The organism is Thauera sp. K11 (assembly GCF_002354895.1).
GTDB classification, from domain to species: Bacteria; Pseudomonadota; Gammaproteobacteria; order Burkholderiales; family Rhodocyclaceae; genus Thauera; species Thauera sinica.
This window is the reverse complement of record NZ_CP023439.1, coordinates 4,935,211-4,954,764: the sequence shown is the minus strand read 5'-3', so window position 1 is coordinate 4,954,764 and position 19,554 is coordinate 4,935,211. Positions and strand designations below refer to the sequence as shown.

Sequence of the window (19,554 nt, the reverse complement as noted above, 5' to 3'; positions counted from 1 at the left end):
GCCGGGCGGATGCACTCTAGGCAGGCTTCCCCTTCGGCACGACGGCGCGGCCGCTCTCCACCACCCTGCCGCGCCCGTTGCGCTTGGCTTCGTAGCATGCGATGTCGGCCGCCTTCAGCACGTCCGACGGGCTGCGGGTGTGGTCGTCGATGCGGGCGAGGCCGATGCTGGCGCCGACGCGGAAGGTCCGGCCGTCCCATTCGAAGGCATGGGTCTCGACCGCCTCGCCCAGCCCCTCGGCGATGCGGCGCGCATCCTCCGGGCTGCAGCCGCGCAGGATGAGGGCGAACTCGTCGCCGCCGACGCGGCAGATCAGGTCCTGCGCACGCACGCGATGCCGGATCAGGTCGCCGATCTCCTGCAGCAGCGCGTCGCCCGCCGCATGCCCGCAGGTGTCGTTGACCTCCTTGAAGCGGTCGAGGTCGATGAAGCACAGCGCGCCGTGGTCCGCGGCCCGCCGCGAGGCCAGCACCGCATCCTCCAGCGCCTGCTCGAAGGCGCGGCGGTTGGGCAGGCCGGTGAGCGGATCGTGCAGCGCCTGATAGGCGAGCTGGCCGGTGGCCTCCTCGACCCTGGCCTGCAGGTTGTGGGTCGCATCGGCGATCGAGCGGGCCATGTTGTTGAAGCCCTGCTGCAACTCGCCGAGTTCCTGGCCGCCGCCGACCGCCACGCGCACGTCGAGATCGCCCGCGGCCATGCGCCTGACGGCGTCCACCAGGCGGCCCACCGGCTCGCCCACCGAGCGCGCCAGCCGCACCGCGAGCACGCCCGTGCCGATCATCGTCGCGAACGCGAACGCCAGCACGGTCAGCGCGGTCATGCGGCGGCGCGCGGCATACGACCGGGTGTCGAGTTCGACATACACCCAGCCGATCACTTCCGGCGCCGGCGCCGCGGCGGTGGCGGCGCCCAGATCGTCCACCGCGACGGGCTGCGAGGTCACCGGCGCCGCGAAGGCATAGCGCCCCGCGCTCGCGCCGACGAGGCGCGGAGCCACCGTCGCCGCCACCCGGCCGAGATCGACGATGGCCGGGGAATCGCCCACCGCGCCGAGTTCGCCGCTGCGATCGTAGATCGCCGCGGCGACGACGTCCTGCTGCGCCAGCGCGGCAGCGAGCAGGCTGCGCAGGTTCACGGCATTGCCCGAGATGACGCCGTATTCGGCCGCGGGCGCGAGAAAGCTGACCATCGCCATGCCGCGGTCGCGCGTCGCCTGCTCGGTCAGTTCCGCCTCGCGGTCGAGATAGAGGATGCTGATGAGCACCGAGAGCAGCGAGACCGGCACCAGCACCGTCAGCAGCAGTCTTTGCGTCAATGTCAGCGCGCGCGCCGTCCTCATGGTGCGCCTCCCTGCAGCAGGCTCCGCAATTGTTCGTCGGCGGGGACGCCGATGTTGAGCGAGCGCGCCACCTGCCGGTTGACCGCCACCTGGAAGGGCGACGCAGGCCGCGCCGGCGGCAGCCGGCCCGCCGTGGTGCCGGCCTTGCGGACCCAGTCGGCGACGTCCGCCGCCACGTCGTCGGGCGCGCTGAAGACCGCGGCCAGCGCCCCCGCTTCGACGTAGGCGCGCGAAAAGGCGAAGATCGGCCGCCTGAAGCGGTAGCTGGTGAGCAGGATGGAGCGCGCCGGGCTGGATGCCGACAGCACCGGATCAGGCAGCACCAGCAATGCGTCCACGTTCGGCAGCAGCCGTTCGAGGCCGGCGATGACCTCGCCGGCCCCGGCGACGGCTTCGGGCACCAGCCTGAGGCCGGCGGCCGCGGCGGCCCGCGCCAGCTCCGGATCGGGCTCGCCGCTCGGGGTGCTGTAGAGCACGCCGAGGCGGCCTCCCCGCGGCAGCACCGCGCCGACCAGCCGCATCTGCCGCTCGGCGGGCTGATCGAGAAAGATGGCCGACAGCGCGGCCTGCGGGTGGCGCGCCCGCAGTGTCTCCCATTGGCCGCGGCTGAGCATCACCGCCAGCGTGGGCCGGCGAAAGCGTTCGAGCACGGTGGACGCTGCCTGCGAACCCGCGGCGATGACGAGATCGGCCCGGCCCAGCGCGCCTTCGTCCAGCCCGTCGGCGAGGTTGCCTGCCGGCAGCAGCTTGTAGCCGCTGCCGGCGAGCGTCCGCTGCAGGGCCTCGGCGAAAGCCTGCTGCGCCCCGCCGGGCTGCGACAGGGCCACGGCGACCTGCAGCGCGTGCGCTGGCGCCGACAGGCCCAGCACGAGCAGGCACGGCGCGGCGAAGCGGCCGAGAAAGGCGCCGACGAGCCACCGCGAGGCCGCAAGGCAGCAGGCGATCGACGACGGCCGGCGGCATCGCGACATGGTTCCTACCAGGAAAGGCGCAGGCTCGCGAACAGTTGCGGCTCGGCGCGGTACTTGCCCTCGTGGAACTCGGGATAGCGCCCGCCCACGCTCTGCGCCGTGATCGCGAACTCGTTGTCCGAGCGCGCGGGGCCGAAGCTGCGCGACACCTTGAGGTCCACGCGGTCGCGGGGCGGGACGACGTCGCCCTGGTTGAGCCACTTCATCTTTTCGTTGTGGTAGTAGCCGATGCTCGCGCGCCAGCGGTCGGGCAATTCCTTGATCAGCAGCAGCGAGGTCACCGCCTGCGGCGCGCTGACCTCGATGTCCTCGTCGAGCACGCCCTTGCCGGCATCGATCTCGATGAACGCCTGCGACAGCACGACGCGGCCCCAGCCGGGCCGGCGCCAGTCGACGCTGAACTCGGCGCCGTCCATCACGAAGGCGCCGGAATTGAGCATTTCCGACGAACGCTGCGGACGGGTCTGTTCGTACGGCAGGTAGCCGGACGGAGGCAGTGCCCGGCACGGCAGCCTGCCCAGCGGGTTGTTCGGGTCGAGCGGCGTCACCGTTCCGTCCGCCGCGATGGCCGGGTTCCAGCAGGTCCGCTCGTCGATGTAGCGCTCGTAGCTTTCGTGGAACACCCGCACGTCGAGGTTCAGCCCCAGGTCCGCCAGCAGCGCGACGTAGCCGAGTTCGGCATAGCGCACGCGCTCCGGCTGCAGCCGCTGCGTGGCGCGCAGGCCGAGGGCCTTGATCGCGCCGTCCTCGCGGTACACCTGTTCGGCGTCGGACTGCAGGAGCGTCGGCGCACGATAGGCCACGCCGCCGGACAGGCGCAGCGAGGACTGCTGCGACAGCGCGATGTTGAACGCGAGCCGCGGCGAAAACAGATCCCCGCTGTAGTCGTGCTTCTCGAACGTTCCGCCGGCGTTGATCTTGAGCCACTCGACCGGCTGCCACGTGAGGCTTCCGAAGACCTGCGCATGCCGCGCATACAGCGTGCCGCGGGTGTTGAAATAGTCGCGCGAACGCACGCTCTCCTGCCGCACGCCGGCGCCGATCATCATCTGCCATGCCGGATCGAGCCGCGTCGAGTACTGCAGTTCGAGATCGTCGCGGGTGGTGTCGAGATCGACGTCGACCACCGCCAGGCGGGTCCGCCGCCCGCCGAGTTCGGCCACGGCGAGCTTGCCCGGCCGTACGTGCTCCGACTGCCGGTAGTACTGCAGCGTGAAGTCGGATTCGGCGCCGAAACTGCGCGTCCACGCCAGGTGCAGGTAGTTGGCGCGGAACGACTCTTCGCCGATCGGATCGGCCACGGAGCCCGGCGTCCCGCGCTCATGGACGCCGTCGCTCATCCCCAGTTGCAGGCGCAGTTCGTCGTTCGGCGAGAGCTGGGTCGAGGCGCTGAAATTCACCGTGTCGAGGACGAAGCGCTCCTGCGGGTTCGCCATCCCGTCGTTCTCGGCGGGGGAGCGGAACGTCCTGGCGGCGCGGCGCGAGCCCGACAGCCGCCAGTCGACCGCGCCATCGGGCTGGCCGCTGAGGCGAACGCCGTGGTCGTAGAAGCCGTCCTGGCCGATGCGCGAGATGAGCGTCAGGCCGTCCTCGGTCGCGGGGGCGCGGGTGATGATGTTCACCACGCCCTGGAACGCATTCGCCCCGTAGGCGGCACCGTTGGGGCCGCGCACGACCTCGATCCGCTCGATGTCGTCGGTGCGGACCGGCAGTTCCCGCCAGTTCGCGTTGCCCCGCATGGGGCTGTTGACCGTCCGGCCGTCGATCATGACCTTCACGCGGCCGTTGTACGCGTCGCCCAGGCCGTGGTTCGCCACCGTCGGCGAACCCTCCGGCCACTGCGCCACCAGGAAGCCGGGCACCAGCCGCAGCAGGTCGTGGATCTCGGTGAAGCCGGAGGCGGCGATCATCTCGCGGTCGATGATCGTCACCGCGGCCGGCGCGTCGATCGGCGACTGTGCCAGGCGCGACGCCGTCAGCACGATGGGAATGTCGTCGAAGAAGACGTCGCCGGCCGCGGCCGCAGAAGGGAGCGCAAGGGTGGCGCCCGCAGTGTGCATGCATAGAATCGACCGCCGGAATCGCGCCTTCATTTCCGGTAAACCCCTCTCAATCTCTGACGGAACCCGACCACGGCAAGGGTCTCACAGCCCGCCGGACGCGGTCCACCGCCGATTCGGCCGGCATGCGGCACCTGACACGGCGGTGGCAGCAAACCCCCGCCCCGATTCCATGTGCGGCTCACGCATGGACCAGCGTGCGCACGCCGTTGGCGATGAATTCCACCGCCAGCGCCGCCAGCACCAGCCCCATCACCCGCGTCATGATGTTGAGCCCGGTCTGGCCGGCAAGGCGGCTGATCGGCCCCGCCAGGCGGAGGGTGGCCCACACCGCGGCGCCGATCGCCATGCCGATCAGCACCAGCAGGGCCAGTTGCCACCAGTGGCGCGCGCGCTCCGACAGGATGATGACCGAACTCATCGTGCCGGGCCCGGCCAGCAGCGGAATCGTCAGCGGCACCACCGCGATGCTGGAACGCTCCGCCGCCTCGTGCGCCTCCTCGGGCGTGGACCGCGCCCGGCCCGGCTCGGCATTGAACATGTTCAGCGCGATCAGGAAGAGCAGCACCCCGCCGCCCACCTGCAGCGACGCGATCGAGATGCCGAAGATGCCCAGCAGCGTCTGGCCGAACAGCGCCGACACCGCGATGACCACGGCGGTGGCGACGGCCGCGGTGTCAATGGTGCGGCGGACCTGCGACCGCGACTGGTGCGCGGTGAGGCTCAGGAACATCGGGATGGCGCCGAAGGGATTGATCAGCGCAAGCAGGGTGATGAAGGCTTTCAGCGTGTCCATGTCTCGTGTTCCCCCGCGCCCGGGCCGGCGGACCCCGGGCGTTCCGTCCGCGCCGCGAGCATAGCGCATGGGCCGGCTAGACTATCGCAGTGGCCGCCGATCCTGCACGATGTCCGGCCACGCGCCCGCCCCGCGGCCCACGTCCAACCCGATTCCGCCTCCCGCTCCCATGGCCCGCATCCATCCCGAAGGCTGGCGACAGCTCCCCGCAAGCGGCGCGCGCTCGCGCGAACTCGCCACGCTGGCGCTGTTCGCCGGCGCCCTGCCCGACGACTTCGCCGTCTACCACGGCCTGCACTGGACGCGCGCCGAGGGCGAGCACACCGTGTTCGGCGAGATCACCTTCGCCGTCGTCGGCCCTTCCGGCCGAGTGCTGCTGATCGAGCAGCAGGCGGGCTTCCTCGACGAGACGGCCGAGGGCCTGCTGCGGCCGCCGTCGCGCCGGGCGCGCAAGGTCAGCGTGGAACTGGCGCGCTGCACCGAGGCCCTGCGCGCGCGCCTGCGTCCGCTGCTGGACGGCGACGAGCCCCGGCTCGACACCCTGTTCTACTGCCCGGACTACCGCGTGCGGCAGCCCGGCACCGCCGGGCTGGACCCGGCGCGCATCGTCGACGCCTCCCGGCGCGACGAACTGGCCGCCATCGTGCGCACGCTCGCCGCCCCGGACGCCGGCCCGGAGGCGAAGCCGCCCGCCCCCGAGCGCCGCGCCACGCTGCACCGCTTCTTCGCCGACCTGCTCGAACTCGTGCCCGACGTGCAGGCGCTGGCCGGCCGCGCCGAGGCGCTCACCACCCGGCTGTCGGGCGGCCTCGCGGAGTGGGCGCGGCGCATCGACTTCACCCCTTTCCGCCTGCACGTCACCGCCACCGCCGGCAGCGGCAAGACGCAACTGGCGCTGGCCGCCTATGGCGACGCGCTGCGCGCCGGCCGCCGGCCCCTCTACGTGTGCTACAACCGGCCGCTGGCGGACCACTTCGCCCGCATCGCGCCGCCGGGCGGCGAGGTGGCGACCTTCCACCGGTTGTGCGACCGCCGCCTGCGCGCCGCCGGCCGCATCCCCGACTTCACCGCGCCGGGCGCGTTCCGGCGCATGGAGGCGGATTTCGCCGCGCTGGCCGCGGTGCGGGACCCTGCCTGGCGCTTCGGCGAACTGATCGTCGACGAAGGCCAGGACTTCGCCGAGCCCTGGCGCGACGCGCTGCTGGCGCTGCTCGCCGACGACGGCCGCGCGTGGTGGCTGGAAGATCCGATGCAGAATCTCTACGGCCGCCCGCCGGTGCCGCTGCCCGGCTGGGTGCGCATCACCGCCGCGACCAACTACCGCACGCCCGCCGACATCGTGGACCTGCTCAACCGCCGCCTGCCGCTGCCTGCGCCGATCCGCGCCGGCAGCCCGGTCGCCGGCAGCGCGCCGGAGGTGATGGCCTGGCACGGCGACGGCGAACAGGGCCTGATGGAGGCCACCCGGCGCGCGATCACCCGCGCCATCGGCCTCGGTTTCCGGCGCGACATGATCGCGCTCGTCACCTTCCGCGGCCGCGAGCATTCGCGCTTCACGCCGATCACCCACCTCGGCCCGCACCGGCTGCGCGCCTTTTCCGGCCGCTACGACCTCTTCGGCGAGCCGGAGCACAGCGAGGGCGACCTGCTGATCGACTCGGTGTATCGCTTCAAGGGCCAGTCGGCGCCGTGCGTGATCTTCACCGAGATCGACTTCGACGCGCTGGACGAGGCCACCGTGCGCAAGCTCTTCGTCGGCGCCACCCGGGCGACGATGAAGCTGATCCTGGTGGCGTCGCCGCGCGCCGCCGCCGTGCTGCAGCCGGACGAGGGTGAACCCTGAGGCCGCAGCGGCCCGAATCCGGACTAAGCTCAGAGCATGTCGGCAGCGCGGGGCCGCCCGGCCCGCGACGCGCGTTGCGCCGACGCCGATCGACACGATGCCGGGCGGCCCGCACCGGGCAGCCCGGGAGGAGCCAGGCATGCAGACACCGGACACAACGCCCCATGTTGAAGCCTTCGATCCCGTCGCCCGCGTCGCCGACGCGATCGCCGCGCGGCTGCCCGCCGACGAAGCCGCCGAGGCGGCGGAGTTCGCGCGCCAGTACTTCGCGCTGACCGCGCCCGAGGATCTCGCCGAGCGCCCGCCCGACGACCTCTACGGCGCGGTGCTGTCGCACTGGCACTTCGCGCGTACCTTCTCCGGCGGCGCGCCGCGGCTGCGCGTCTACAACCCGCGGCTGGAAGAGCACGGCTGGCAATCGACGCACACGGTCGTCGAGATCGTCAACGACGACATGCCCTTCCTGGTCGATTCGATCACCAACGAGGTGAACCGCCAGGGGCTGATGGTGCATCTGGTCGTGCACCCGGTCATGAAGATCCGGCGCGATGTGGAACACCGCATCGTGCACGTGGCGCGCTCGCGCAACGAGGCCGAGGGACGCTTCGAATCGCTGATCCACGTCGAGGTCGACCACCGCACCGAGCGCGCGCAGCTCGATGCGCTGCACGACGGCCTGCTGCGCATCCTGGGCGACGTGCGCGCCGCGGTGGAAGACTGGCGCCGGATGCAGCAGCGCATCGTCGACATCCTCGCCGAGCTGGAACTGTCGCCGCCGCCGCCGGTGCCGGCCCAGGAGCTGGCCGATGCCCGCGCCTTCCTGCAGTGGATCGCCGACGACAACTTCACCCTGCTCGGCTGCCGCGACTACGACCTGGTGCGCGACCCGGCGGGCACCGGCGCGGCCGACGGCAGCGCGGACGAACTGCGGGTCGTGCCCGGCAGCGGCCTGGGCATCCTGCGCGAGCACGGCCAGGCCCTGCCCTCGCTGGCCTTCTCGCAGATGCCGCCGGAGCTGCGTGCCTGCGCCCGCGCGCGCAACCTCTTGACGCTGACCAAGGCCAATGCGCGCGCCACCGTGCACCGCGCCGCCTACCTCGACTACATCGGCGTCAAGCGCTTCGACGCCGCCGGCGAGGTGATCGGCGAACGCCGCCTGCTGGGCCTCTACACCTCGGTCGCCTACAGCACCAGCCCGACGCAGATCCCGCTGCTGCGCAGCAAGGTGTCCACGGTCACCCAGCGCGCCGGCTTCCTGCCCAAGAGCCACGCCGCCAAGGCGCTCGCCACCATCCTCGAGCAGTATCCGCGCGACGAACTGATCCAGACCTCGGCCGACGATCTGTACGCCACCGCGATGGGCATCCTGCGCCTGGGAGAACGCCAGCGCACGCGGCTCTTCGTGCGCCGCGACACCTTCGGCCGCTACTACGCCTGCCTGCTGTTCGTGCCGCGCGAGAACTACAACACCGACGTACGCCAGCGCATGCAGACGGCACTGTCCGAGGCGCTGCACGGCGTGTCGTCGGAGTTCAACGTGCATCTGTCGGATTCGCCGCTCGCGCGCATCCTGATCGTGATCCGCACGCCGCCCGGCGCCGCGCCCGATTTCGACGTGCACGAACTGGAGCAGCAACTGGTGCGGCTGGCGCGGCGCTGGGAGGACGACCTCGCCCAGGCGCTGATCGAGGCCGTCGGCGAGGAGCGCGGCAATGCGCTGTTCGCGAAGTACGCCGCCGGATTCGCCGCCGGCTACCGCGAGGAACACGCCGCCCGCATGGCGGTGCACGACATCGAGCAGCTCGAGACGCTCGACGCCCCCGACGCCATCGCGATGAACCTCTACCTGCCGCTGGAGGCGCCGCCCGGCCGGCTGCGCTTCAAGCTGATCCGCGCCGGCGAACTGGCGCCGCTGTCGCAGAGCCTGCCGATGCTCGAGCACATGGGGGTGCGCGTGCTTGAAGAGCGTCCGTTCGAGGTGCGCCGCGCCGACGGCCAGGAATTGTGGATCGACGACTTCGGGCTGGCCGTGCCCGAGGGCGCGACGATGGTCGCGGAACTCGACATCGAGCGCCTGCGCGGGCCGTTCCAGGAAACCTTCCGGCGCACCTGGCGCGGCGACAACGACGACGACGATTTCAACCGCCTGGTGCTGCTCGCCGGCCTGGACTGGCGCAGCGTCACGGTGCTGCGCGCCTATGCGCGCTACATGAAGCAGGCCGCATTCACCTTCAGCCAGCACTACATCGAGCAGGCGTTGGCCAGCCATCCGGCGATCGCCGCCGAACTGATCGCGCTCTTCCGCGCACGCTTCGATCCGGCACAGGACGAGGCGCGCGACGCGCGCCAGGCGCAGATCGCCGAGCGCATCGCCGCCGCGCTCGACGGCGTGACCAACCTGGACGAGGACCGCATCCTGCGCCACTACCTGGCGCTGATCCAGGCCACGCTGCGCACCAACTTCTTCCAGTGCGACACCGACGGCCAGCCCAGGGGCTGGCTGTCGTTCAAGTTCGATCCGTCCGGGGTGCCGCTGCTGCCCGAGCCCAGGCCGATGTTCGAGATCTTCGTCCATTCGCCGCGGGTGGAAGGCGTGCACCTGCGCGGCGGCAGGGTCGCGCGCGGCGGCCTGCGCTGGTCCGACCGCATGGAGGACTACCGCACCGAGGTGCTCGGCCTGGTGAAGGCGCAGCAGGTCAAGAACGCGGTGATCGTGCCGGTGGGCTCGAAGGGCGGCTTCGTGCTCAAGCGCCCGCCCGCCGGCGGCGACCGCGATGCGCTGATGCGGGAAGGCATCGCCTGCTACCAGATCTATCTGCGCGGCCTGCTCGACCTCACCGACAACCTGGCGGGCGGCCAGGTCGTGCCGCCGCGGGACGTGGTGCGGCACGATGGCGACGATCCCTACCTGGTGGTGGCGGCCGACAAGGGCACCGCCACCTTCTCGGACATTGCCAACCGCACCGCGGCCGAATACGGCTTCTGGCTCGGCGACGCGTTCGCCTCGGGCGGCTCGGCCGGCTACGACCACAAGGGCATGGGCATCACCGCGCGCGGCGCGTGGGAATCGGTGAAGCGCCACTTCCGCAGCCTGGGCCGCGACAGCCAGACGCAGGACTTCACCGTGGTCGGCATCGGCGACATGTCGGGCGACGTGTTCGGCAACGGCATGCTGCTGTCGCGCCACATCCGCTTGGTGGCCGCCTTCGACCACCGCCACATCTTCATCGACCCGGACCCCGACGCCGCGGCCGGCTTCGCCGAGCGCGAGCGCCTGTTCAAGCTGCCGCGCTCGTCCTGGGCCGACTACGACGCCACGCTGATCTCGCGCGGCGGCGGCATCTTCCCGCGCGGCGCCAAGTCGGTGGCATTGTCGCCGCAGGCGCGCAGCACGCTCGGCATCGAGGCCGAGCAACTGTCGCCGGCCGAGCTGATCCACGCCATCCTGCAGGCGCCGGTGGACCTGCTCTACAACGGCGGCATCGGCACCTACGTCAAGGCGAGCACCGAGAGCCACGCCGAGGTGGGCGACCGCGCCAACGACGCCATCCGCGTCGACGGCGCGCAACTGCGCTGCAAGGTGGTGGCCGAGGGCGGCAACCTCGGCGTGACGCAGCGCGGACGCATCGAGTTCGCGCTGCGCGGCGGGCTGATCAACACCGACGCCATCGACAACTCGGGCGGCGTGGATTGCTCCGACCACGAGGTCAACATCAAGATCCTGCTCAACCAGGTGGTGGCCGAGGGCGAACTCACCGGCAAGCAGCGCGACCGCCTGCTCGCCGAGATGACCGACGAGGTGGCGCAACTGGTACTGCGCGACAACCGCGGGCAGAACCAGATCCTGGCGCTGGAACGCGCCCGCGGCGCGGCTCAGCTCGACGAGCAGGCACGCTACATGCGCCACCTCGCCGGCGCCGGCCGGCTCAACCGCCGCCTGGAGTTCCTGCCCTCGGACGAGGCCATCGCCGAACGCGGCCAGGCCCGCACCGGGCTCACCACGCCGGAACTCGCGGTGCTGCTCGCCTACGGCAAGATGGAGCTGTACGACGCCGTGCTGGCGTCCGGCATCCCGGAAGATCCCTACATCGCCACCGCGGTGGAGCGCTACTTCCCGAAGCCGCTGCGCGAACGCTTCCTGCCGCAGATCGGGCAGCATCCGCTGCGGCGCGAGATCGTCGCCACCCACGTGGTCAACAGCATGATCAATCGCGTCGGCCCCACCTTCTGCTTCCGCCTGCAGGAGGAAACCGGCGCGGCCCCCGCCGACATCGTGCGCGCCTACCTGGGCACGCGCGAGATCTTCGGCCTGGTGGCGCTGTGGAACGCCGCCGAGGCGCTCGACCATTCGGTGCCGGTCGGGGTGCAGCAGGACATCCTGCAGGCGAGCATGCGCCTGGCGCTGCGCGGCACGGTGTGGCTGCTGCAGCGGCGCGCCATCCTCGGCGAGCTGGACGCCGCCATCGGCCGCTTCGCACCCGGCGTGGCCGAAGTCGGCAACGGCCTGGGCCGCTGGCTGGCGCCGCACGAGCGCACGCCGATCGACGCCGAGGCGGACCGCCTGGCGGCGCAGGGCGTGCCGAAATCCCTGGCGCTGCGCATCGCCCAGCTCGGCGACCAGTTCTCGGCGCTCGACATCGTCGAGATCGCCGGCGAGACGGCACGCACGGTGGAAACCGTCGCCGACGTCTATTTCGGCCTCGGCGGCCGCCTCGACCTCGGCTGGCTGTCGCAGCAGATCTCCACGCTGCCCGCCGACGGGCACTGGTCGGCGCTCGCCCGCGTCGCGCTGCGCGATGACCTCACCGCGATCGCCCACGGCCTGGCGCGGTCGGTGCTCGACCTCAGCCCGCAGGAGCAGGACACCGGCGCCCTGATCGCCGCCTGGGAGGCGCGGCGCGAAGCCCACCTCGCCCGCTGCCGCCAGTTGCTGGCCGAACTGCACCCGGCCTCCACGCTGGATCTGGCGATGCTGTCGGTGACCTTGCGGCAGTTGCGGGCGCTGATCTGACGGCGCGGCATCGCCGGCCGGGCCAGGCGCCGTCAGGCGAAATCGCCGTCGTCGCGGCGCAGGTGCAGCCGGGTGATGCGCTCTTCCGTCGCCGGCAGCGGACCGCGCCGGCGCCGCTGCGCCTTCATGCGGTGACCGGGGAAGAGGGCCGGCGGCCGCGGTGCAGCGCGATGATCGAGGTCGCGGTCTGCTGCCTGACGACGTCTGCCAGCGTGTATGTGTCCAGCCGCTCGTAGAACGCCTGCTGCGCATCGTTCAGCGCCGCGCGCACGTTGCAGCCTTGCAGCAGCACGCAGGGCTGCGACGTGCAGTCGATGAGCGACTCCCCGCCTTCCAGCTCGCGCACCACTTCGCCCAGCCGGTATTGCGACGGCGGCTGCGCCAGCGCGAGGCCGCCGCCCTTGCCGCGGGTGGCGACGATCCAGCCTGATTGGCCGAGGCGATGGACGACCTTGGCGAGATGGTGGCGCGAGACGTCGAAACGAGTCGCGATCTCGTCGATCGTGACCGGCCCGCTGTCGGGCGGGACGGTCAGGTACATCAGCACGCGCAGGCTGAGGTCGGTGAAGCGGGTGATCTGCATGGATGGGGCGTCTCGACAGGATCCGGCAGCCGCTCCGTGCAACGCGTGGGCGCAGCGTGGCTGCCACGCCCCGATTAGATCACACCGCCACGCCGCCCGTGCTGAACACTTCGGCGTGGATGCGCCCCGAGCCGACGCCCAGTTCGTGCAGCGTGCGGATGTGCGCGTCCATGAACTCGGACGGCCCGCACAGGTAGTAGTCGGCCTGCGGCTTCAGCACGGCATCGCCGAGTTCGCGCAGGTCGAGCGTGCCGACCCTGGCCGGCGGCGCGGCCGGCCCCTCGTCGTGGAACACGTGCAGCCCGACCTGGCCGTTGTCCGCGGCGACCTTCGCCAGATGCGCGCCGAAGGCATACACGCCGGCATTGCGGCTGGCGTGCACGAACTGCACGTCGCGGTGCCCGGCGGTCTTCACCAGCCGGTTCAGCATCGCAACCATCGGCGTGATGCCGACGCCGCCGCTGATCAGGACCACCGGCGTGCCGCGGTCCTCGTGCAGGAAGAAGTCCCCGAACGGCGGCGCGACGTCGATGATGTCGCCCTCGTCGAACTTGTGATGCAGCAGGTTGGACACGCGGCCGGCCGGCGTATCGTCGGTGCTCGGCTCGCGCTTCACCGAGATGCGCAGATACGGCGTGCCCGGCGCCTCGGACAGCGTGTACTGGCGCGGCTGCATGACTTCCCATTCCGGCACGTACACCCTCACCGACACATACTGGCCGGCGCAATAGCCGGGCAGCGTGCCGCCGTCCGCCGGCGCCATGTGGAAAGAGGTGATCTGCTCGCTTTCCTTCACCTTGTCGACGATGCGGAACGCGCGCCAGCCGCTCCAGCCGCCGTCCCTGTTGGCGATCTCGGTGTACAGCCTGCTCTCGGCCTCGATGAAGAGGTCGGCCAGCGCACCGTAGGCCACCGCCCAGGCATCGATCAGTTCGTCGCTGGCGGCATCGCCCAGCACTTCCTCGATCGAGGCCAGCAGATGCTTGCCGACGATGGGGTAGTGCTCGGCGCGGATGCCGATGCTGGCGTGCTTGTTGGTGACCAGCGTGATCACCGGCGCCAGCACCGACGGATCGTCGATGTTTTCGGCATAGGCCAGGACCGACATCGCAAGCGCGGTCGCCTGCTTGCCCGACTCGTGATGGGTGCGGTTGAAGAGGTGCTTCAGTTCGGGATTGTGGCGGAACATGCGCTGATAGAAATAGGTGGTCAGCGCCACGCCGTGCTCTTTCAGAACGGGAACCGTCGCCTTCACGAGGCTGCGTACCTTGTCGTCCATGCGTACTCCGGGTTGATGAGGGTGGGAGGAATCGGGAGCAAAGAAACCCGGCGGCTCGCTCGCGGCCGCCGGGTTTCTTTAACATGCATCAAAACTACCTCTTTTAGCGCACGGAGGTCAATCAGGACAAACGCGGATGTCGCGATGCAACGGTGCGGGTGGGTGGGTCGAACCCGGTCTGGCGGCGGCGGATGCGCTCCGCGTCCTGCGCAACTCGACCTCGCTGCGCTCGGGACTCAGACAGTGCTCGTCCGCTCCGCGCATCCCCCGCCGCCAGACCTGCCGTGTTGCGGGCTTCTGGCACCTGTACGACTGCTCCGAAGGGGCTCCGCCCGGATCAGGCCAGCAGCACCGCGAGCAGGCCGGTCAGCACGATGCCGTCGAAAGTGCCGGCGCCGCCGATCGATGCCGCCGGCACGCCGAGCTTGCCGATCTCCTTCAGGCGCAGCAGGTCGGCACCGACGAGCACGCCCAGCGTCCCGCCGACATAGGCCAGCGGCGCCGCGTGCTCGATGTCGAGCACCAGCGCGACCGCGGCCGCGGTGGCCGGTGCCACCAGGAAGGGCATGGCGATGCCCACGCCGCGCTGCGGAAAGCTGGTGAGATAGGACACCACCGCCACCACGGCGACGGCGGCAAGCACCCGCGCCGTCTGAAGCTCGGTATGCGCCAGCAGATAGACGCAGAACGCCACCGGCACCACGCAACCGCCGACGTTGACCGCCACGATGGTCCTGCCGGTGAACGGCAGGCGCTTGAGGCCGAGGAACTCGCGCAATTGCCGCGACATGCCCTCGTCCGGCGGCGACTCGGCGCGGACGCTGAACAGCGGCAGGTTGATGAGGCTGCCGAACAGCGACGCGCCCAGCAGCAGGTAGGCCGAGCGCGGCTCGAGGCCGAGCTTGTAGAAGGCGATCTGCAGCACGCCGAGCTGCACGCTGCCCACCACGAAGGCGAAGGCGAGGATGAGCAGCAGCAGGCGCAGCGGCGAGTTGGGCATGGTCAGTCCGCCACGGCGGCGGCCGGCCGCGGGGCGGCGATGCGCGGGTCCCCGAAGGGTCTGGGAAAGATCACGGCGCGTGCTCCAGGAGATCGTGATGCCGGACCACTGCCGGCATTCTGCAGCATCCGCCGGGCCGCCGCACCCGCGGCGGACGGGCCGTGCCGCCCGACGCCTCGCCGCCACCGCAGGATTGTCCCCGGGCAGCCACCACGGCACGGGCTACCGGCGCATGAAGCGCTTCGCCATCCTGGCGCCGAATCGGACGTGAAGCGCAGGGACTGGCGCCGCGCCGTCCGGCTGGGCCGGACACGCCAGGCAGAATGATCCCGGCCAGGCTGGAGGCGGGTCGCCGCCACCGCCTGCCGGCGGATCGCGGCCGCGTTAGACGCTCAGGTCCACCTGGCTCACCGTGCCGACGCGGCCATCCTCGCCCAGGTAGATGCCGGTAGCGCGCATCAGGCCGATGGTCTGGTTGGCCGCATCCTTGAGGCTGAAGGGCGTGCTCACGTTGCCGACGTACAGGGCGCCGATGCCGGCGTCGGCGAGCGACTGCAGGCGGCCGTTGCCGGCCTCGTCGGGCTGCCAGAGCTTGAGCCGGCTCCAGCCGGCGTCGGCCTCGTCCACCCAGCCGTTGCCGTCGTCGTCCAGCTCGGCGAGTTCGCCGAACCCGCTGCCGGTGGTCGGGCCGAACAGCTCGCGGCCATCGTCGATGCGGCCGTTGTCGTTGCGGTCGAAGGCGAGAAAGCCGCGGCCGCCGGCCAGCGGCACCTGTTCCGCCTTGCCGTCGGCGTCGAGATCGAAGGAGAAACGCAGGTCGGACAGCGCCGCGGACGGGCCGGCGAAGTCGATCATCAGCGGGTCCTTCAGGCGCTGGTCGCCGGCGCGGAACTGCACCGAGGTCGATTCGCTGTAGCTGCGCGACATGCTCAGGCCCAGCTCGAAGCGGATCTCCTCGCCGTCCGCGGTGCGCACCACGCCGGAAGCGCCGAAGCTCGTCGTTTCCGTCTCGCTGTAGGTGGCGTTGAAATCGTATTCGATGCCGTAGCCGGCCCGCGGCCGGGCAGGCGCATCCGATGCGGACTGCGGCACCGACTGCGCGGCCTGCGCCGCGCGGGCGGCGCCGGCATCGAGTTCGCTGGCATCGAACAGGCGCACCGGCCTGCCGGTGAAGAACTCGATCATGCGGATCAGCATCGACAGCCGCGGATCGTTCCTGATCGCCGCGTCCACCGCGGCCCCGACCTCGCCGCCGTCCTCGGCCTGCTGCGCGGCGAGGCCCTCCGCCGAAATCTCGACCGCATCGCGCGGGGTGCGCTGCGGCCCGTCCGCGTCGCGCCAGGCTTCGAAGCGCTCGCTGACCTGCAGCGAAGTGGTGGCGACGTACGAAGATTGAAGTTCGATGCTGGATGCTGCGACTCTCACGGCCCGATTCCTCCACCGGCTTTTCCTGCTGACAGGTAACGGCCGCCCGATCAAGGACTTGAGCGAACCTCAGGCCAGCTCGGCGGCCAGCTCGGCGATCGCCTCGTCGCGCCGCTCGTCGTTCTCGCCCCGCGCCCATTCCGGATGCGCGCGCGCTTTCTCCAGCGCGTAGGGCAGCGGCCCCTTGCGCCAGCGCTGCGCCACGGGGTCGGCATCGGCGGCGCGCGCCACGTCCGCGTCCTTCAGTTCGATGGGCGCGGTCGCGGCATGGCCGCGGCCTTCGAGCGCGGCCAGCAACTGGCGCTGGCGCAGCGCGACCAGGCGCAGGATGGCGTCGTCCACGGTGAGTTCGCGATGGCCGCGCAGCTTCGCCGCGATGCGCTCGCCGTAATGGCCGAAGGTCTGCCACAGGCCGCCGGCGATCGCCCCCAGCGCCGCCGCCGCGCCCAGCGTCAGGCCGCCGGTCATGAGGTCGATGCCGACGCCGGCCGCGGCGCCGGCCGCCATGCCGGTGCCCAGATGCACGCCCATCTGACGCAGCGTCTCGGGGTTGAAGAGATCGTCCTCCCAGCGCCCGTTGGTCAGCGGCAGCGCGTCGGCGCGCGCGTCGCCGGGGCGGAACCGGTAGAGCCGCAGCAGGGCGTCGACGCAAGCCTGCTCGCGCGCGCGCACCGCATCGCGCAGGCGGGCGACGGCGGACTGCAGCGCGGCGTCCGACTCGTCCTCGACGCGGTCGTGCCGCGCCGCCAGCCCGATCAGCATGTCGGCGACTTCGCGCCGCGCCGCCTCGCGGCGCTCGTCGGCCTCGCGCTCGCGCGCGGCGATCAGGCGGTCGAGCGCCGGACGATGGGCATGCATCAGCGTGGCGAGCGTTTCGAACAACAGCCGCTCGCCGTCGAGCGCCGGCGCCACGGTGTCGAAATTGACCACCGCGTGCAAACCGAGGCGGGCGAGCGCGGCACGCCAGTCGGCGGTGCGCGCCTCGGGCGAGGCCACGAAGTTGAGCACCGGCAGCAGCGGCCGCGCGCAGGCGGCGAGCAGCGCCAGTTCGTCCTTGTGCTTGGGCAGCACCGGATCGCGCGCGTCCGCCACGTACAGGCCGGCATCGCTGGCGAGCAACTGGCGCAGCACCTTGGCTTCCTGCTCGAAGCGGCCTCCGGCCTCGGGCGCGGCGAGAAAGCGCGCGATGCGCTCCGGGCCGTCGAGGCGCCCGGCCGGCGGCGCCAGTTCGTCGATGCGCTCGAGCAGCGCGATCGCATCCTCCATGCCGGGCGTGTCGTACAGTTCCACCGCCGGCCGGCCGTCCGCCATCAGGCGCAGCCCCTCGACATGGCGCGTGGTACCGGCCTCGTCCGACACGTCCCCGAAGCCGGCATCGCGCGCCAGAGTGCGCAGCAGCGAAGTCTTGCCGGTATTGGTGTGGCCGACCACGGCCACGCGCAGGATGTCGCTCACTGGACCATTCTCCCGTCACTGCACGACGCGGCGCCGGCCTTGTACGGCCGGGCGGGGGCGCTCATCGGCCCTCCTCCAGCCAGTCGCAGGCGGCGCCGGCATCGATGAACAGGGCTTCGGCGGGGAAGTCCAGCCGCGCCAGCCCCTCGCGCCACAGCCGCAGGCGCTCGCTGGCGGCGCCGGTCTCCGCCGGCGCGGCCAGCGCCCACACGCCGGCCTCCACCGCGCGGTCGGCCAGTTCCGCGATCAGCCCCAGGCTGCCGCGGTCGGGCGTCTGGCGCGGATCGATCGCGATCAGCAGGCGGCGCGGCGGATGCGCGGCGAAATGCGCGAGCGCCGCGCGCCGCTGTTCGCGGCTGTCGAGGCGCCCCTCGTCGTGCCCGCCGCCCTCCCCGGCCTGCACCGGCGCGGCGCGGACGCAGGCCGGCGGCCACGGCAGGTCGCGCCCCAGTTCCAGCGCCACTAGGGCACACCCCTCGCCCGCCGCGGGATGCACCCCGCGGCGGCCGGGGCGCGGCATCGTTTCCGGTTCGGCGTCGCGCACGCCGATGCGTTCGCTGTCGGGCAGCAGGCGCGCGCGCAGGCGGGCATAGCCGGGCCGCGACAGATCCAGCGCCACGCGCCGCGCCGCCCTGCGCCACAGGGTCGTGCAGGCCAGCGCCAGTGCCAGCCTCGGCAGGACGCCATAGACCAGCAGGCAGCCGATCAGCCAGCCCGCCCATGCGCGCCGGCCCGCCTCCTGGAGCATGGCCGCGTCGCCGCTGGCGGCCACCGTCGCCGCATCGGGGACCGGAAAACCGAGTTGCGCGGGCAGCATGCCGAGCGCGAGCGTCAGCGACGTGAAGGTCTGCGCCGGCAGGATGGTCGTCTCCCACACGAAGCCGTAGCGCCGCGTGGCGAACAGCAGGAGCAGGCCGGCCGCCGCGCCGCCGAGCGCGAGCGCCCACAGGCCGTGGCTCACCGCGCCGACGCGCCAGGCCGCCGCGCGCCCGCGCCCCAGCAGGCCGCCCAGCGCAAGCGGCAGGTCGGCCGTCTGCGGGCTGCGGTCGAGGACGGTGACGATGCGCAGCCACAGCCGCGCGGCCACGCCGCCGGCCTGGGGTGCGCCACCCGCCGCACTGCCGGCGAGCAGCATGCCGATCAGCCACAGCGCGAGGCTCGCCAGATGCACGCCGAGCAGCCCGCCCAGCGCCCACACGACGTTCACCGGACGGCCGCCGTCGCCGAGTACGCCGGCCGCGGCGGTGAAGCCCAGGACCAGCGCCATCGCCGCCGCGACGGTCAGCCCGATCCGCATCCGGGCACGCCAGCGCAGCAGCGCGTCGCGCCAGCCCTCGCGTTCGCCCAGCACCTCGGCCCGGCGCAGGATGCGCGCTTCGAACACCAGCGCCAGCCGGCGCGCCGCCGCGACCGCGGCCGCATCCTCCAGCGCGCCGCGGCGCTCCTCGTGCCGCCGCACGGTTTCCGCGAGCCAGCGGGATTCGAAAGGAGTGAGTTGGGTGCGGGAAGTCGTCAATGCGGGGCGTCGCGGCTGGAAACGGCAACAGCATAGCAACCCGCGGCGCGGCCGGGCATCTCCGCCACGGCCCACGCGTACGCCGCACGACAACGGATGGCGACCGGAGTCCCCGTGCGGAAAGACCGGATCGCCCGGACCCGCGGCGATTGCGGCACGCGCCCCATGCCGGGCGGCCCCGGCCGGGCAGCACCACTCCGCCGGGTTCGGGCACGACGTCCGTCCATTCCGTGGCAGGCGCAGGCCGTCGATCAGCACGGCGTCGCCGGCGTCGGG

The 19,554-nt window shown here is 71.9% G+C and carries 12 protein-coding genes; 2 read left to right on the top strand and 10 right to left on the bottom strand.

The window, feature by feature from the left end:
• Positions 1 to 16 precede the first annotated feature (16 nt).
• From CCZ27_RS21610 to CCZ27_RS21595, 4 genes are all read right to left on the bottom strand, one after another.
• Positions 17 to 1,339, bottom strand: coding sequence for a GGDEF domain-containing protein (locus CCZ27_RS21610; RefSeq protein WP_096451684.1), 1,323 nt, complete (start codon positions 1,337 to 1,339; stop codon positions 17 to 19).
• On the bottom strand, positions 1,336 to 2,310 hold the full coding sequence (locus CCZ27_RS21605) for an ABC transporter substrate-binding protein (protein ID WP_096451682.1): 975 nt from the start codon (positions 2,308 to 2,310) through the stop codon (positions 1,336 to 1,338). Before CCZ27_RS21605 ends, CCZ27_RS21610 begins: the two co-directional genes overlap by 4 nt.
• Before the next feature lie 5 nt (positions 2,311 to 2,315).
• Positions 2,316 to 4,370 carry a TonB-dependent receptor plug domain-containing protein gene (locus CCZ27_RS21600; protein WP_096451680.1) on the bottom strand — a complete coding sequence of 685 codons (2,055 nt, stop codon included), beginning with the start codon at positions 4,368 to 4,370 and terminating at the stop codon, positions 2,316 to 2,318.
• 181 nt (positions 4,371 to 4,551) lie between these two features.
• A complete protein-coding gene (locus CCZ27_RS21595; RefSeq protein ID WP_096451678.1) occupies positions 4,552 to 5,166 on the bottom strand; it encodes a MarC family protein in 615 nt (204 codons plus the stop codon).
• 169 nt (positions 5,167 to 5,335) lie between these two features.
• Here CCZ27_RS21595 and CCZ27_RS21590 point away from each other — a divergent pair, with 169 nt between their 5' ends.
• Together CCZ27_RS21590 and CCZ27_RS21585 are read left to right on the top strand one after the other, a co-directional pair.
• Entirely contained in the window at positions 5,336 to 7,009 is a 1,674-nt protein-coding gene (locus CCZ27_RS21590; RefSeq protein WP_096451677.1) for an ATP-binding domain-containing protein, read from the top strand.
• Between the two features lie 139 nt (positions 7,010 to 7,148).
• Positions 7,149 to 12,020, top strand: coding sequence for an NAD-glutamate dehydrogenase (locus CCZ27_RS21585; RefSeq protein WP_096451675.1), 4,872 nt, complete (start codon positions 7,149 to 7,151; stop codon positions 12,018 to 12,020).
• A gap of 124 nt (positions 12,021 to 12,144) precedes the next feature.
• Here the strand turns inward: CCZ27_RS21585 and CCZ27_RS21580 are convergent, their stop codons facing one another.
• The 6 genes from CCZ27_RS21580 to CCZ27_RS21555 form a co-directional block, all read right to left on the bottom strand.
• Complete coding sequence (locus CCZ27_RS21580) at positions 12,145 to 12,603, bottom strand: RrF2 family transcriptional regulator (RefSeq protein WP_096451673.1); 459 nt, start codon at positions 12,601 to 12,603, stop codon at positions 12,145 to 12,147.
• 79 nt (positions 12,604 to 12,682) lie between these two features.
• The gene (gene hmpA / locus CCZ27_RS21575; RefSeq protein ID WP_096451671.1) at positions 12,683 to 13,882 is read right to left on the bottom strand and encodes an NO-inducible flavohemoprotein; all 1,200 of its coding nucleotides are present in this window, start codon (positions 13,880 to 13,882) and stop codon (positions 12,683 to 12,685) included.
• 337 nt (positions 13,883 to 14,219) lie between these two features.
• On the bottom strand, positions 14,220 to 14,882 hold the full coding sequence (locus CCZ27_RS21570; RefSeq protein WP_198363219.1) for a DUF1614 domain-containing protein: 663 nt from the start codon (positions 14,880 to 14,882) through the stop codon (positions 14,220 to 14,222).
• Between the two features lie 384 nt (positions 14,883 to 15,266).
• Complete coding sequence (locus tag CCZ27_RS21565) at positions 15,267 to 16,307, bottom strand: SPM autocatalytic domain-containing protein (protein ID WP_096451669.1); 1,041 nt, start codon at positions 16,305 to 16,307, stop codon at positions 15,267 to 15,269.
• Between the two features lie 69 nt (positions 16,308 to 16,376).
• Complete coding sequence (locus tag CCZ27_RS21560; protein ID WP_096451667.1) at positions 16,377 to 17,762, bottom strand: GTPase/DUF3482 domain-containing protein; 1,386 nt, start codon at positions 17,760 to 17,762, stop codon at positions 16,377 to 16,379.
• 61 nt (positions 17,763 to 17,823) lie between these two features.
• The gene (locus CCZ27_RS21555) at positions 17,824 to 19,278 is read right to left on the bottom strand and encodes a DUF2868 domain-containing protein (RefSeq protein WP_232516490.1); all 1,455 of its coding nucleotides are present in this window, start codon (positions 19,276 to 19,278) and stop codon (positions 17,824 to 17,826) included.
• Between the last annotated feature and the right edge of the window lie 276 nt (positions 19,279 to 19,554).